This window comes from Synechococcus sp. Minos11 (assembly GCF_014279855.1).
Taxonomy (GTDB): domain Bacteria; phylum Cyanobacteriota; class Cyanobacteriia; order PCC-6307; family Cyanobiaceae; genus RCC307.
Genome location: NZ_CP047953.1, coordinates 1,980,316 through 1,994,852, shown reverse-complemented (window position 1 = coordinate 1,994,852; position 14,537 = coordinate 1,980,316). Strand labels below are relative to the sequence as shown.

The following is a 14,537-nucleotide window of genomic DNA, read 5'->3' as shown; positions in this document are numbered from 1 at the left end:
CTGATCATCCCTCCTGGCCGGTGAACCGCATGCTCAGATCCAGCCAGGAGCTGCGGGTGATCGGAGCACTGGTGGAGATCAGATCGATGCCGCTGCTGGCGAAGAGCCTCAATTGATCGGGCTGGATGCCGCTGGCTTCCAGCACCACGGGCTTGCCCCGCTGCTGGGCCTGGTGCCGCAGCTCGGGCACCAGTTGCTTGAGCGCATCGGGGCTGAATTCATCGAGCAACACCCCATCAGCGCCAGCGGCTACAGCAGCCTTGGCTTCCTCAAGGGTTTCGGCTTCAACGATCACCTGGCTTGGCCAAGGGGCTGCTGCGCGGACCGCCGCAACGGCGGCAGCCACCCCACCAGCCCAGGCCAGGTGGTTTTCCTTGAGCATCGCGGCATCGTCGAGGCCCATGCGGTGGTTGATGCCGCCACCACAACGCACGGCGTATTTCTCGAGCACCCGCAGCCCTGGGGTTGTTTTGCGGGTATCCACCAACTGCACGCCACTGCCCTGCAGTTGGCTGGCCAGGGCTGCCGTTGCTGTGGCGATGCCCGAGAGCCGCATCGCCAGATTGAGTGCGGTGCGTTCGGCTCCCACCAGAGCCGCTGCGGGTCCTCCTAGTTCCAGCAGGCGGGTGCCAGCGCTGATGGCCTCGCCATCGTTCACCAGCACCTGCGCTGTCACGCCGGAGTCCATCAGGCCAAACACGGCTGCGGCCAGTTGCCCTCCGCAGAACACACCATCGGCCTTGCTGATCCAGTGGGCTTGGCCGCAGCAGCCCTGCAGCGCCGCGGCACTGAGATCACCGCGTCCCAGGTCTTCCTGCAGCCAGGTCTGCAAGTGCTGCTGCAGCGCTGGCGTTATCGCCAGAGGGGGGATTGCCACGGCAGGAGCTGGCCACATCAATCCCATGATGGGCCGCGATCAGGCAGGGGCATGGCAACACAGCAACCAGGGTTTGGTCTGGTTTGGAGGCCAGGTGATCTCGATGGCTTCCTGGCGTTAGCCCTCAACAACCTGATCACGATCCTGCTGATCATTGGCCTCTGCAGGGATGTTCTCGGCTACCCCGACAGCTTGGTGTTTGGGGTGATCCTGCCGGCTACCGGCATCAGCTTGCTGCTAGGCAATTTGGCTTACGCCCGCCAAGCCCGTGTCTTGGGGCTTCAGGAGGGGCGTCAGGACTGCACGGCGTTGCCCTACGGCATCAACACCGTCAGCCTCTTCGCCTACATCTTTTTGGTGATGCTGCCGGTCAAGCTCACCGCCTTGGGGGCAGGGCTGGATGAGAGCACCGCCATCACCCGCTCATGGCAAGCCGGCATGGTGGCCTGCCTCGGCTCAGGCCTGATTGAAACCGCCGGAGCCTTTTGCGCCCACAAGTTGCGGTTGTGGTTGCCGCGGGCGGCTTTGCTCTCCACCCTCGCCGGGATTGCCTTGGGCTACATCTCGCTTGGCTTTCTGTTGCGCACCTACGCCAACCCTCTGGTGGGTTTGGCGAGTTTGGCGGTGATTCTGTTGGGCTACTACGGCCGTGTGCGTTGGCCACTGCCGACAGGTTTGTTCGCCCTGTTGCTGGGGTTGGTGCTCGCCTGGGGTAGTGGGTTGATGGAGGTGGCCCCTGGCGCCTGGCAACAGAGTTGGTCTCTGGTGGGTTGGCAGGGGCCCATGGTTCAGCTCGCTGGGCTGTGGCAGGCCAGGGAGGAGTTGGTGCCGTGGCTAGGGGTGATCATCCCGATGGGCTTGTTCAACGTGATCGGCTCGCTGCAAAACCTCGATAGCGCTGAGGCGGCCGGTGATCGCTACCCAACCCGTAGCTGTTTGCTGATCAATGGCTTGGGCACGTTGAGCGCAGCCGCCTTGGGTTCCTGCTTTCCCACCACGATCTACATCGGTCATCCCGGCTTCAAGACCTTGGGGGCCCGCTCCGGCTACTCCTGGATGAATGGGGTGGTGCTGGCCGTGGCCTGTTGTTTTGGCCTGTTTGGATTGGCTTCCCTGCTGATCCCCATCGATGCGGGGATGGCGATCCTGCTCTACATCGGCCTAACAATCACGGCCCAGGCCTTCCAGGCCACACCCTCACGCCATGCACCGGCGGTGGTGCTCGGCATCCTTCCGGGGTTGGCTGGCTGGGGAACCCTTCTGCTGAAAGCAGGTCTGAGAAGCGGCGGCTTGGGAACTCCCACCAATCCCTTCAGTGCTGATCTGATGGCGGCGCTCAATGCCGCCGACATTTGGGCGGCTGGGGCATTCGCGTTGGAGCAAGGCCAGATCTTCACGGCGATGCTGCTGGCCGCGTTGTTGGTCTTCGCCATTGAGCAGCGTTTTTTGACCGCTGCGCTGTGCACCGGTTTGGCGGCGCTGCTGGCTTGGTTTGGTGTGATCAATGCCTGGCAGTTCACCACCGCCGACACGGTCATGCACTTGGGCTGGGGCACCGGGGCGCCATGGGCGCTGGCCTATGCCGTGGTCACCGCTTTGTTGCTGTTGGCCCGCGTGCTGCCCCGTCAGGAGGCCGGTGCCAGCGAGCCCTAATGGGCTACTTGCCGATGCAGAAGCGCGAGAAGACGCGATCCAGCACGGCTTCGGTGATCTCAGCGCCGGTGATCTCGCCGAGTGCGCGAATCGCTTCGCGCAGATCAATGGTCCAAAAATCCCAGGGCAAGCCATCGCGTGCTGCCTGCTGACTGCGCCCTAAGGCGGCGGAGGCCGCGGCGGCTAGATCGCATTGGCGTTGATTGAGCGCCAGCAGTAAGCCCTGCCCCTCGCCGCTGAGGCCGCAGAGCTTGAGCAGTGCGCTGCTCAGCTCGGCCAATCCCAGTCCGCTGCGGGCGCTGATCGCGAGTCCTTGCGTCGTTGCAGGTTCAGCAGCGAGATCCGATTTGTTGCCCACCACCAACAGGGGCGTGCCATCCGGCACCTCGTTCCGCAGCGCGCTGTCGTCAGGGCTCCAGCCACGGCTGAGGTCATAGAGCAGCACCACCGCATCAGCGCTGGCAAAAGCAGCCCGGCTGCGTTCAATGCCGAGTTGTTCAACGCGATCGGCGGTGGAGCGAATGCCGGCGGTGTCGAGCAAGGTGATCGGCACCCCTTGGAGCACCAGGTCGTAGTCCAACAGGTCGCGCGTGGTGCCCGGCAGATCGGTGACGATGGCGCGCTCTTGGCCGCTGAGGGCATTGAGCAGGCTGCTTTTGCCCACATTGGGCCGGCCAATAATCGCGACCCGTAAGCCATCGCGTAGCAACTGGGCTTGCTGCCCGTCGAGCACCAGTTGATCCAACGCCTGCTGAACGTCTCTTAAGGCCGTGCAGACCGCCGCTCCATCGAGGCTGGGCAGGTCCTCTTCGAAGTCCACGCGTGCTTCGAGCTCGCAAAGCTGATCGAGCAATTGATCGCGAAGTGCCTCGATGCGCTGTTGCAACCCCCCATCCAGCCCGGCCATCGCCAGCTCAGCGGCCCGGCGGCTCCTGGCACTCACCAATTCGCTGATGGCCTCAGCGCGGGTGAGATCAAGGCGTCCATTGAGAAAGGCCCGCTGGCTGAATTCGCCGGGCAGGGCGCGGCGGGCGCCTGCCGCCAAGACCAGCTCCAACAGCCGTTGCACTGCCACCAGTCCGCCATGGCCGTGGAACTCCACCACCGTTTCGCGGGTGAAGCTGCGCGGCGCCCGCATGAGCAGCAGCAGCACCTCATCCACCACATCGCCATTGGCTGGATCATTGACGTGGCCGTAGAGCACCCGATGGCTTTCCCAGCTCTGCTGGCCAGCTGGTTGGAACAGTTGGCGGCCAATGGCTTCGGCTTGGGGGCCGCTGATCCGCACGATGGCCACGCTGCCGGCGCCAGCGGCGACTGCCGTGGCGATCGCTGCGATGGTGTCGTCGCGCGCCGCCAGGCTCATGGACGTTGACGCCTCAGGGCTCGCGACCAGTAGACGATCAGCAGCACATCGGCCACCATCAGCGAGATCACAGCCACAAGCCCCTGGGATCGCTCAGAGGCCAGCAGGCTGAGGCGAACTATCCCGTAGGGCACCAGTACCAACAGCTGAAGACCCAGCGCCACCAAGGCCAGCACCATGCCCCAGCCACGCCGGCCGATCAGAGCTATGCAAGCGATGATCCCCACGACTGCGGTGGGGATCCAGGCGGAAATGGCCAGCACCAAATTGGCAGTGTGCCAAGGGTCAGGCAAGCCAATGACCACTGATGCTGCAATCAATCCGAGCAGATTGGCCGCTAGCCCCACCACAGCCAGCCAGCGGTCGCGAGGCGTGAAGACTGGCCTGCTCATCGGCGGTTCCGCAATGTGGCCCCAGTTTGGTCGGCCTGGCCAGCAGGTCGATAGGTCGTCATGACTTAGTGGGGATGCAGCAATTGGGAGGCCCCCCGTTCATTCCAGCTGGCGCCGCGTAACGGGGCCGCCAAGGAGGTCGCTACGGCGCTGCACAGCAGCAGAGCCGGCAGCATCGCTGCATCCCCCTGCAGCGTGAAGACGAACATGGCGCAGAACAAAGGAGTGCCGCAGGCGGCAGCAAACAGGCTCACCGCGCCAATGGCTCCCAATTGGGCCTGACTGATGCTGTCGGTGATCGCGGCATCGGTTGGTGGGGCCCCGAGTAAGGCTCCCAGGGTCATCGTGTCGTGCATCAGCCCCCCTGGGGCGCCGGCCGCGATGCTCAGCAGCGAGCTCAGAAAGCGCCAGGGCAAGGTGTTGGGCTCGCCCCCGATCTCGCCATGCAGGCTCGCCTGCAGCGACAGGCTTCCATCGTTCAAGCTCCAGCCCCCACTGGCGATGGCGATGCCGCTTAGGCCAGCCGCAATCAGCACAGCTGTGAAGAGTCGCTGGCGTTGCAGGGCGCTTTTGATGGCCCGGGCCAGTGGCACCAGCATCCGCACGAAGAGCGCTCCCAGCAGGCTGCACAACCCGCAGACCAGCAGGGCATGGGGCCAAAGCCGCATCGGCAACATGCCCGCCACGGCCGGCTCACTGGTGATGCTGGGACCAAGCCAGAGGCTGATGGCCGCACCGCTGCCGCTCAGCAGCAAGACGGGCAACACCAACCGCCGACCTGCGCTGCGGCCCAATTCTTCGATGGCGTAGGTGACCCCCAGCAGGGGAGAGCGAAAGGCCGCGCCTAAGCCAGCGCCGCCGCCAATGGCGCAAAGCATGGGCAGCGGCAGCGCAGCTAATGGCGTGAACTGTGGCCAGCGCCGACGGATCGCCAACAGCACCGAAGCGCCCAAGGAGGCCGAGGGTGATTCGATGCCCACGGTCAATCCACCGAGATGGGTGAGCGCCATCAGCGGCAACCGCTGGAGTTGGGTGCGCAGGCTGAGCTGTTGCAAGAGCGATGCCTCTTGATCGGAGGCGTTCTCCTGCAGCGCAATCACTGGTGTTAGTCCGCCGCCCCGGGCTCGTTGCAGGGGGCCCCAACCCAGCAGCACCAGGGCCAGCGATGAGGCAAACACCAGCGCCACAGCCACCGCGGAGACGCTCTCGCTGTTGAGCCAAAGGTGCTGCTGCAGGGCAAGCCCAAGGCTGGAGAGGGCTTGATAGGGCAGGGAGATCAGTCCCAGCGCTGCCCCGAGCAGCAGCAGCCATGGCCAGGCCATCTCAGGCGCTACCGCAGCGGGCCAGGTCCAGCACATCCGCCATCGAGCGGATTTGGTTCATGGTGGCTTGCAGTTGATCAGCGCTGCTCAATTCGATCCTTAGATCGATGCGGGCTGGTTTGCCATAGGCGGTGCGAACCCGCGCATCACTGACGTTGATGCTGCTATCGGAGAGCCGGGTGAGGATGTCTTTGAGGATGCCGACGCGATCGAGCACCTCGATGCGAAGCAGCACCGGATAACGCCGGCGGTGTTCGCTGACCACGGGGTTCCAGCGCACGGGCAAGCGCCGTTCCACCGGTGTTTGCGCCACGTTGGCGCAATCCTGCCGGTGAATGGTGATGCCGTGATTACCAAGGGCAACGGCGCCAACGATCGGCTCGCCTGGCAAGGGACTGCAACAGCCCCCCAACCGGTATTCCAGCCCTTCAACGCCAAGAATCGGGCTGCCGCTGGGATCGGCGGTGCTGGTGTTGGCTTGGTCGCTGAGATTGCGGGCCAGCTCTTCATTGCTGGGGGCCTCGTTGCTGGATTCCTCCTCCAGCCGCATCTCCTCGCGCAGACGATTGGTGACTTGATGCACCGTGACGCCGCCAAAACCCAGGGAGGCCAGCAGGTCATCAACACCGGTGAGGTTGCAGCGGCGGGCGACGCGCAGGATTGGGTCGCTGCTGAGTAGGGCATCGAAGCCATCACGGCCCAGCTCCCGCTCCAGCATTTCGCGGCCGCGAGTGATGTTGTCGTCGCGGTGACTGCGCTTGTACCACTGGCGGATGCGCTCGCGCGCCGTTGGTGTGGCGACGAAATTCAGCCAGTCCAGGCTGGGGTGAGCGGTTTTGGCCGTCACGATCTGAACGAAGTCGCCGTTCTGTAGGGGGGTGGCGAGCGGGCAGAGCCGATCGTTGATGCGTACGCCCTGGCAGTGGTTCCCCACCTCGCTGTGAATGCGGTAGGCAAAGTCCACGGCGGTGGACCCTTTGCGCAGGCCGATCACATCGCCATTGGGGGTGAACACAAACACCTCGTCGTCAAAGAGGTCTTCTTTGATCGAGCGCAAATAGTCGTTGTGGTCTTGTCCCCCTTCTTCTTTTTGCCAATCAACCAGCTGCCGCAGCCAGTTGAAGCGGGCCATTTCATCCCCATCGGCAGGGGAGCCGCCCTCTTTGTATTTCCAGTGGGCGGCAATGCCGTACTCGGCCACTTCATGCATCTCGCCGGTGCGGATCTGCACTTCGATCGGCCGATGCCGACCAATCACAGCGGTGTGCAGCGATTGGTAGCCGTTGGGTTTGGGCAGGCCGATGTAGTCCTTAAAGCGACCTGGGATGGGCCGGAAGGTGTCATGCACCACGGCGAGGGCGCGGTAGCAGGTTTCTACCGATGGAGCCACGATCCGCACCGCCGCCACATCAAAGATTTCGTGGAACTCCTTCTCCTGGCGCTGCATCTTGCTCCAGATGCCATAGAGGTGTTTGGGTCGCCCCACCACCTCGCACTCATGCACGCCTGAGTTCTCCAGCCGATCGCGCAGCAGCTGAACGGTGACGCCTAAGCGTTCTTCCCGGTCGCTGCGTTTGCTGGCCACCTGCTGGGAGATGGAACGGAAGTCATCGGGTTCCAGCACCTTGAAGGCCAGATCCTCCAGCTCCCACTTGAAGCGGCCAATGCCAAGGCGGTTGGCCAGGGGCGCGTAGATGTCGCGGGTTTCGGTGGCGATGCGCTGCTGCTTCTCAGGGCGCAGTGCACCCAGGGTGCGCAAGTTGTGCAGCCGGTCGGCCAGCTTCACCAACACCACGCGGATGTCGCTGGCCATGGCCAAAAACATCTTGCGCAGGTTTTCAGCTTGGGCCTCGGTTCGGTTGGTGAAATGGATGCCGCCCAGCTTGGTGACGCCCTCCACCAGTTGCCGCACTTCGGCTCCGAAGTGCCCCTCGATTTCTTCCAGGCTCACATCGGTGTCTTCCACCACGTCGTGGAGGAACCCAGCCGCGATCACCGCAGCGCTGGCGCCGATGTCGCGCAGCAAATCCGCCACGGCCACCGGATGGATGATGTAGGGCTCCCCGGTGGCTCGCACCTGCTGGCGGTGGAGTTGATAGGCGAAATCAAAGGCCGACGCCAGCAGACCCTCTGGGTCGGTGGGGCAGGTTTCGCCCTGGCCAGGGGGCACATGCTCGATGCACTGCCTTAGCCATGCGGGCAGATCAATGGCGTAGTCATCGGGCCCAGCGATCTCTTGCCTGAGTTGGGGCGCATCGCACTCGGCTCGACCAGGCAGCGTTGACGCTGTTGAGGTGGCAAACCGTTCGGCGGCGTCCAGCATGGCCCCGTCAGACTGAGGTCATGGTATTCAGCGGCGAGCAGAATCCCAACCGTGGTCAGCAGCTCGCCATGGAGTTAGCCCCTGTGCTGCAACTAGAGGATCTGGTGGTGGCCTACCCAGGCTCCGCTGATCCCACCCTCGATGGGCTGACCTTGAGCCTCCAGCGCGGTGAGCGTTTGGCCTTGGTGGGGCCCTCCGGTTGTGGCAAAAGCACCGTTGCCAGGGCCGTTTTGGGCTTGCTGCCGGAAGGCAGCCGCAGTCACGGGCGCCTGGAATTGATGGGCAGTGATCCCCGGCGCCTGCGGCGCGGGGCGTTGAACCGTCTGCGGGGTGAGGCAGTTGGTCTGGTCTTCCAAGACCCGATGACCCGCCTCAATCCGCTGATCAGCATTGGAGATCACCTGCGCGACACCCTCTCGGCCCATGGGGCCCAGGCGGCGCGGGCCGAGGAACTGCTGCAGCGCGTGGGCATTGGCCCAGAGCGGATGAACAGTTATCCGCATCAATTCAGTGGTGGCATGCGCCAGCGGGTGGCGATTGCCTTGGCCATGGCCTTGCAACCGCCGCTGGTGATCGCTGATGAGCCCACCACCAGCCTCGATGTGGCGGTGGCTGGCCAGGTGATGGCGGAGCTCACGGGGCTGTGCCAAGAGGCGGGTAGTGCGCTGTTGCTGATCACCCACGATTTGGCCATGGCGGGCCGCTGGTGTCAGCGCATGGCTGTGATGCAGGACGGTCGTTTGCTGGAGGAGGCATCGGCTTCAGAGGTGTTGCTTCAGCCGCAGCAACCGCTGACCCAACGCTTGGTGGCAGCGGCCCGGCAACGGGAGGGAGGGGCGACCCCTCAAGCTCCAGCCACACCGGTGGTGCTGGAGCTGCATCAACTGCGCTGTTGGCATCGCCTCGGTGGTTGGCCCTGGCAGCCGCAGTGGTTGCGCTCTGTTGATGGGATCAGCCTGCGCCTTCATGCCGGGGAAACCTTGGGCATCGTTGGTCCATCGGGGTGCGGCAAGAGCACCCTCTGCCGCGCATTGATGGGCCTCAACCCTGTCCGTGGTGGTGAGGTGATGCTGCAGGGCAGGGGTTTGCGGCGCTTGCAGGGGCAGGACTTACGCCAGGCCCGCCAGCGGTTGCAGATGGTGTTTCAAGACCCGCTGGCTTGCCTCAATCCAGCCATGACCGTGATCGATGCGGTGGCCGATCCATTGTTGATCCATGGCTTGGCATCACCGGGCCAAGCGCGCGAGCAGGCCCGCACGGTGTTGGCGTCGGTGGGGCTTGATGCGTCCTTGGCGCAACGCCTGCCCCGGCAGCTCTCCGGTGGTCAGCAGCAGCGGGTCGCGATTGCTCGGGCGTTGGTGTTGCAACCGGCTGTGCTGCTTTGCGATGAATCGGTGAGCATGCTCGATGCCGAGGTGCAGGCCGAAGTGCTGCAACTGCTGCGCCAACTGCAGCAACAGCTCGGTGTTGCGATCTTGTTTGTCACCCATGACCTCGGGGTGGCCAGTGGTTTTTGTCACCGCGTCGTGGTTCTTGATCAGGGCCGCATCGTGGAAGAGGGACCTGGTGATGTGATGTTGCAGGCACCAGCAGCGGCCATCACCCGTGAATTGGTGGAGGCCTGTCCGCGCTTGCCGCAGCCCAAGTGATCTCAGGCAGCACTCAGTGAATCCTCAGGTAAAACCCTTCAGCTGACGGGTTCATTCAGCAGCGGCTCATTTTTAGGTTGCTGATGTTGCTGAATCTCCGATTAACGCCATGGCGCTATCAACACCATCAGGCCTCAGTGTTGCTGTGGCTGGAGACATTTGGTGGGGCGGATTTACAGCCGAAATCACGATTACCAACACCACTGGATCTGCCCTCAGTGGCTGGAGCTACAGCTTTGAGAGTCCGCATCAATTGAATTCAGCGCCGTGGGGTGCCACGTTGCAGGCTGAGCCCCTTGATAACGGCCTGTTTCGTTACACCCTCAGCGGCGCTGATTGGGGGGCTGCGATTCCAGCAGGCGGCTCTGTCACGGTTGGATTTAATGGCCAGCAAGGTGTTGATCTCGGTGTCACTGGCTCCCTGAACCAAGAGCTGTTAATGGCTGGTGATTCAGCCTCGCCAGAGGTGGCTCCTCAGCCTGAGTCACAACCGGTTGTTGATGAACCGGTGCCGGCACCAGTCGTTGAAGTTTCTGATCCAGTTATCGAGGAGCCTGTGATGGATCACGGCTCTGAGGATCATTCGGAGATGGACCACAGCGGCCATGACCACGGCATGGCTGCTTCCCCTCAATCAGGTGACTACATCGACATCACCAGTTGGGGCACCTTCCATGGCTCTAACAACAATTCAGAGCACACTGAGTTGGTGGGTGGTCGCACGGCGATCACGACAGAAGCGATGGTTGCTTACAACGGCTTGCGTGCCTTTGCTGGCTTGGATGCTGTTGAGATTCAGGCGGTGGGCGAGTGGGCCTTTTCCCAAGGTTTGACCAATAACTCCCAAGCCTGGGGCAATGACACCAAAGGGGTTGGCCTTTGGTATGCGATGCAAGGCGCGAAGGTGGGCTGGATTGCCGATGAGGCCTACGACCCGCAGATCCTGGCTGACATTCAGCGCACGGCGCGTCTTGGTTCAGAGAACGACGTGATGGGGATGGTTCGTGAGTTTGGCCACGAAGGATTTGCTGACTACATCCAGCAGAGTGGCTTGCAGGAAGCGTTCATCAACACCTTGAAGATGGAGCCCCATTACGGGGGCTGGATGCATGGGCGCACCCACGGCTTTTTGGATGTTGAAGGTGTTGCGATTGCCCATGACATCAATCACCTCACGGTGCTGGGTTGGGATCAAAGCCAGCCGTTCATGAATGACACCTTTGACTGGCCGCAATGGCCTGCATTGGATGTTTCTGACCAGACGGTGATCAATTACTACCAAGGCATCGTGGCTTTGGGAGATCCGCTGAGTCAGAACCTGGAGGATTTGGCTGGAGGCGGAGTAGTGAATCCTGAACCGACTCCAGCACCTGTTGTTGAAACCGAGCCTGAGCCTGTTGCTGCAGAGCCAGAGCCGATTGAGGTTATTGAAGCTGTGGAGTCAGCTCCAGTTGTTGATGTTCCTGATCCAGTCATTGAGGAGCCTGTGATGGATCACGGCTCTGAGGATCATTCGGAGATGGACCACAGCGGCCATGACCACGGCATGGCTGCTTCCCCTCAATCAGGTGACTACATCGACATCACCAGTTGGGGCACCTTCCATGGCTCTAACAACAATTCAGAGCACACTGAGTTGGTGGGTGGTCGCACGGCGATCACGACAGAAGCGATGGTTGCTTACAACGGCTTGCGTGCCTTTGCTGGCTTGGATGCTGTTGAGATTCAGGCGGTGGGCGAGTGGGCCTTTGCCCAGGGTCTGACCAATAACTCCCAAGCCTGGGGCAATGACACCAAAGGGGTTGGCCTTTGGTATGCGATGCAAGGCGCGAAGGTGGGCTGGATTGCCGATGAGGCCTACGACCCGCAGATCCTGGCTGACATTCAGCGCACGGCGCGTCTTGGTTCAGAGAACGACGTGATGGGGATGGTTCGTGAGTTTGGCCACGAAGGATTTGCTGACTACATCCAGCAGAGTGGCTTGCAGGAAGCGTTCATCAACACCTTGAAGATGGAGCCCCATTACGGGGGCTGGATGCATGGGCGCACCCACGGCTTTTTGGATGTTGAAGGTGTTGCGATTGCCCATGACATCAATCACCTCACGGTGCTGGGTTGGGATCAAAACCAGCCGTTCATGAATGACACCTTTGACTGGCCCCAATGGCCTGCATTGGATGTTTCTGACCAGACGGTGATCAATTACTACCAAGGCATCGTGGCTCTAGGCGATCCGCTGGGTCAGAACCTGGAGGATTTGGCCGGTGGTGGAGTGGTCACTCCTGAGCCACAACCGGTGCCGTTCCCTGGTCCGCTGCTGCCTAAGGAGGGGCCTGCCGAGATTGATCCCGTGGTGGGTGCACCTGTGGATGTTGAGGTCAGTGGTGATCTTTGGTGGGGTGGTTTTACGGCCTCACTCACTGTCACCAACCAGAGCGATCAAACCCTGGACGACTGGGCCTTGAGCTTCACCAGCGCCCACCGTTTTTATGGCGAAGCCTGGGGCGTTGAGGTGGTCACCGAGCAGCTCTCGGGAGACCTCTATCGCTATGAGCTCAATGGTGCGGACTGGGGGCAGTCGATCGGAGCGGGTGAATCGCGAACCGTTGGCTTCAACGCCTTGGCGGGCACCGACCTTGCCCGGAACGGAAGCCTCAGCGAAGACACCCTGCTGGCGACTGGCACCGACTTCACCGTGCTCTAAGCGGCTCGCTTGCGCAGCACCGCCAGCAGTTTTTCCAGCACCTCAGGCAGTGGGGCCTCGAACACCATCCGCTCGCCAGTGATCGGGTGATCCAAGCCCAGCTGCACCGCATGGAGGGCTTGCCCCGGCAGCTCGATGGGCAACTTGCGGCAACGGCTGTAGGTGGGATCCCCCACCACCGGGTGGTTGCGATGGGCGCAGTGCACCCGGATTTGGTGGGTGCGGCCGGTGTCGAGCTTGAAGCGCAGCAGCGAGTAGTCGCCGAGTCGTTCCTGCAGGCTCCAGTGGGTGCAGGCGTAGCGCCCGTTGTCGCTACTCACCACCGCATATTTCTTGCGGTCGACAGGGTGGCGACCAATGGCCCCAACGATCGTGCCGCTCTCGCCAGCCGGCACCCCATGCACCACGGCGAGGTATTTGCGGGAGGCCACGCGCTTTTGGATTTGCACCTGCAGCTTCACCAAGGCCTGCTGGCTCTTGGCGATCACGATGCAGCCGGTGGTGTCTTTATCGAGGCGATGCACGATCCCAGGTCGCAGCTTGCCGCTGATGCCCGGTAAGTCGGGGCAGTGGTGAAGCAACCCGTTCACCAGGGTTCCGTCTTTGTTCCCCGGGGCTGGATGCACCGTCAAGCCAGCTGGTTTGTTGATCACGATCAGGTGCTCATCTTCAAAGAGCACATCGAGATCCATCGGCTCAGGCTGCAGGTAGGGCAGTGGCTCTGGAGGCGGCATCCACAGCTTGATTTCATCGCCGGTGCGTAGGGGCGTTTTGGCGCGGCCGGTGGTGCCATTGACCCGCACATAGCCGGCTTCGATGAATTTCTGAATCCGCGCGCGGCTTTGCTCAGGCCGCTGGCTCACCAGCCAACGGTCCAGACGCATCGGCAGGGGCTTGGGGTAGTAGAGCGTCAGTAGCTCGCCTTCCCCCTCGCCAAAGCCATTCATGGCAGCTCCAGGGCAATCGGCCCCAACACTGAACGGCGGTAGTCATCGAGGAGACGTTGGGCCATGCGTTCGCTCTGGCCGGAGGTGTGCTTCAGCGCCGCTGCGCTCAACCAGGCGTTAGCAGCCCCAGGGCCAGCCTCCACGGCGATGCCGTAGCGCTGCTCCAGCAGTTGCGGCGGCACGGCAGCAGCGGGTTGCTGCTCCAGCGCCACCAGCATTTCGAGAAATGCCAGGGCGACGCCTTCGCCGTCGTAGGCGGCCTGGCCAATGTCATCGCAGAGGGCCAGATGCAGGGCGGCTTGCTGGTTATCCAGCCGCGGCGGAAGCACACCGGGTGCATCCAATAAATCCAGGCTTTGGCCCAGCCGCACCCAGCGCAGCGTGCGGGTCACACCGGCGCGCCGGGCGCTGTCGACCACTTTTTGGCGCACCAGCCGGTTGATCAAAGCTGATTTGCCCACATTGGGGAATCCCAGGGTCAAGGCCCGCACGGGCCTGGGCCGCATGCCCCGTTTGCGGCGCCGCTCATTGAGTTGCTCGCCAGCGCGGATGGCGGCCTGTTGCACCTGCTTGACGCCAGTGCCGGCTTTCGCGTCGCACCACCAGGGCGTCTGCCCCTGGCTGCGGAACCATTCATCCCAGGCCTGCCGCGCCTGCGCCGACACCATGTCGCGCCGGTTGATCACCAATAGGTGTTGTTTGCCCTTGATCCAGCGCTGCAGATGGGGATGGCCTGTGGCCATCGGGATGCGCGCATCGCGCACCTCAATCACCAAATCCACCTTGTTGAGGTGCTGGGTGAGCTGCTGTTCAGCCTTGGCAATGTGGCCCGGATACCACTGGATCGCAGGTGCGCTCACGGCACCACCAGAACAGGGCAGGGGGCTAGCTGGATCACCCGTGCTGCCGTGCTGCTGCTGGCCTGCTCCAGGTTGATGCCGCGGGTGCCCATCACGATCAAGTCGGCCTCGATCTCATCGGCCACATCGCCAATCACAAAGGCTGGTTTGCCCTCCCGCTCGATCAGTTCGCATTCGATGCCCGCTTCGGCAAAGGTGTCATGCGCTTTTTGCAGGAGCTGCGCCACGGCATCCACATCCCCCATGGAGTTGCTGCCTTCCTCCACCACGGACAGCAATACCAGCTTGCTGTCGTGTTGCTGCACCAGCTGCAGCACCGTCGCCGCGGTGTCCATGGCTGCGCGGCTTTGGTCGAAGGGAAACAGAACGGTGCGGAACATGGCGCTGCCAAAGGCCCTGTCTTTGTCTTAGCTCGCCGCCGGCATCGATCAATGCCTCGAGGTT

At 62.7% G+C, this 14,537-nt stretch carries 11 protein-coding genes; 3 read left to right on the top strand and 8 right to left on the bottom strand.

The features are described 5' to 3' along the window. Positions 1-4: 4 nt before the first annotated feature. Positions 5-904: a carboxylating nicotinate-nucleotide diphosphorylase gene (gene nadC, locus SynMINOS11_RS11270; RefSeq protein WP_186548578.1), complete on the bottom strand. Its 900-nt coding sequence runs from the start codon at positions 902-904 to the stop codon at positions 5-7. 24 nt (positions 905-928) lie between these two features. Between nadC and SynMINOS11_RS11265 the strand changes: the two genes are divergently transcribed. Beyond that, a complete protein-coding gene (locus SynMINOS11_RS11265) occupies positions 929-2,530 on the top strand; it encodes an NCS2 family permease (protein ID WP_186548576.1) in 1,602 nt (533 codons plus the stop codon). 4 nt (positions 2,531-2,534) lie between these two features. On the opposite strand, the gene mnmE is transcribed toward SynMINOS11_RS11265, so the two are convergent. From mnmE to SynMINOS11_RS11245, 4 genes are all read right to left on the bottom strand, one after another. After that, the gene (mnmE, locus tag SynMINOS11_RS11260) at positions 2,535-3,896 is read right to left on the bottom strand and encodes a tRNA uridine-5-carboxymethylaminomethyl(34) synthesis GTPase MnmE (RefSeq protein ID WP_186548574.1); all 1,362 of its coding nucleotides are present in this window, start codon (positions 3,894-3,896) and stop codon (positions 2,535-2,537) included. Next, on the bottom strand, positions 3,893-4,288 hold the full coding sequence (locus SynMINOS11_RS11255) for a Hepatitis C virus core protein (protein ID WP_186548573.1): 396 nt from the start codon (positions 4,286-4,288) through the stop codon (positions 3,893-3,895). Before SynMINOS11_RS11255 ends, mnmE begins: the two co-directional genes overlap by 4 nt. A 65-nt stretch (positions 4,289-4,353) precedes the next feature. Further along, complete coding sequence (locus tag SynMINOS11_RS11250) at positions 4,354-5,610, bottom strand: chloride channel protein (RefSeq protein WP_255445408.1); 1,257 nt, start codon at positions 5,608-5,610, stop codon at positions 4,354-4,356. Position 5,611: 1 nt separating this feature from the next. Beyond that, positions 5,612-7,933, bottom strand: a complete 2,322-nt coding sequence (locus tag SynMINOS11_RS11245; RefSeq protein WP_186548569.1) for a RelA/SpoT family protein — start codon at positions 7,931-7,933, stop codon at positions 5,612-5,614. A 20-nt stretch (positions 7,934-7,953) separates the two neighbouring features. Between SynMINOS11_RS11245 and nikE the strand changes: the two genes are divergently transcribed. Next, positions 7,954-9,582 (top strand): nickel ABC transporter ATP-binding protein NikE, encoded by a 1,629-nt coding sequence (gene nikE, locus SynMINOS11_RS11240; RefSeq protein ID WP_255445407.1) that lies wholly within the window; start codon positions 7,954-7,956, stop codon positions 9,580-9,582. 109 nt (positions 9,583-9,691) lie between these two features. Further along, positions 9,692-12,286, top strand: a complete 2,595-nt coding sequence (locus SynMINOS11_RS13030) for a cellulose binding domain-containing protein (protein WP_255445406.1) — start codon at positions 9,692-9,694, stop codon at positions 12,284-12,286. Here SynMINOS11_RS13030 and SynMINOS11_RS11225 read toward each other — a convergent pair. Genes SynMINOS11_RS11225 through SynMINOS11_RS11215 form a run of 3 tightly spaced genes read right to left on the bottom strand, consistent with a single transcriptional unit; the run spans position 12,283 to position 14,473 of the window. Then, a complete protein-coding gene (locus SynMINOS11_RS11225) occupies positions 12,283-13,233 on the bottom strand; it encodes an RluA family pseudouridine synthase (RefSeq protein WP_186548567.1) in 951 nt (316 codons plus the stop codon). The genes SynMINOS11_RS13030 and SynMINOS11_RS11225 overlap by 4 nt on opposite strands. Continuing rightward, a complete protein-coding gene (gene ylqF / locus SynMINOS11_RS11220) occupies positions 13,230-14,093 on the bottom strand; it encodes a ribosome biogenesis GTPase YlqF (RefSeq protein WP_186548565.1) in 864 nt (287 codons plus the stop codon). Before ylqF ends, SynMINOS11_RS11225 begins: the two co-directional genes overlap by 4 nt. Then, positions 14,090-14,473 (bottom strand): universal stress protein, encoded by a 384-nt coding sequence (locus SynMINOS11_RS11215; RefSeq protein WP_186548563.1) that lies wholly within the window; start codon positions 14,471-14,473, stop codon positions 14,090-14,092. Before SynMINOS11_RS11215 ends, ylqF begins: the two co-directional genes overlap by 4 nt. Positions 14,474-14,537: the final 64 nt, after the last annotated feature.

Excerpts from the sequence above, each read along its gene's own strand:
- SynMINOS11_RS11255 (WP_186548573.1), bottom strand. The coding sequence starts at position 4,288 with ATGAGCAGGCCAGTCTTCACGCCTCGCGACCGCTGGCTGGCTGTGGTG.
- SynMINOS11_RS11225 (WP_186548567.1), bottom strand. The coding sequence starts at position 13,233 with ATGAATGGCTTTGGCGAGGGGGAAGGCGAGCTACTGACGCTCTACTAC.
- SynMINOS11_RS11250 (WP_255445408.1), bottom strand. The coding sequence starts at position 5,610 with ATGGCCTGGCCATGGCTGCTGCTGCTCGGGGCAGCGCTGGGACTGATC.
- mnmE (WP_186548574.1), bottom strand. The coding sequence starts at position 3,896 with ATGAGCCTGGCGGCGCGCGACGACACCATCGCAGCGATCGCCACGGCA.
- nikE (WP_255445407.1), top strand. The coding sequence starts at position 7,954 with ATGGTATTCAGCGGCGAGCAGAATCCCAACCGTGGTCAGCAGCTCGCC.
- SynMINOS11_RS11265 (WP_186548576.1), top strand. The coding sequence starts at position 929 with ATGGCAACACAGCAACCAGGGTTTGGTCTGGTTTGGAGGCCAGGTGAT.
- SynMINOS11_RS11215 (WP_186548563.1), bottom strand. The coding sequence starts at position 14,473 with ATGTTCCGCACCGTTCTGTTTCCCTTCGACCAAAGCCGCGCAGCCATG.
- SynMINOS11_RS13030 (WP_255445406.1), top strand. The coding sequence starts at position 9,692 with ATGGCGCTATCAACACCATCAGGCCTCAGTGTTGCTGTGGCTGGAGAC.
- SynMINOS11_RS11245 (WP_186548569.1), bottom strand. The coding sequence starts at position 7,933 with ATGCTGGACGCCGCCGAACGGTTTGCCACCTCAACAGCGTCAACGCTG.
- nadC (WP_186548578.1), bottom strand. The coding sequence starts at position 904 with ATGGGATTGATGTGGCCAGCTCCTGCCGTGGCAATCCCCCCTCTGGCG.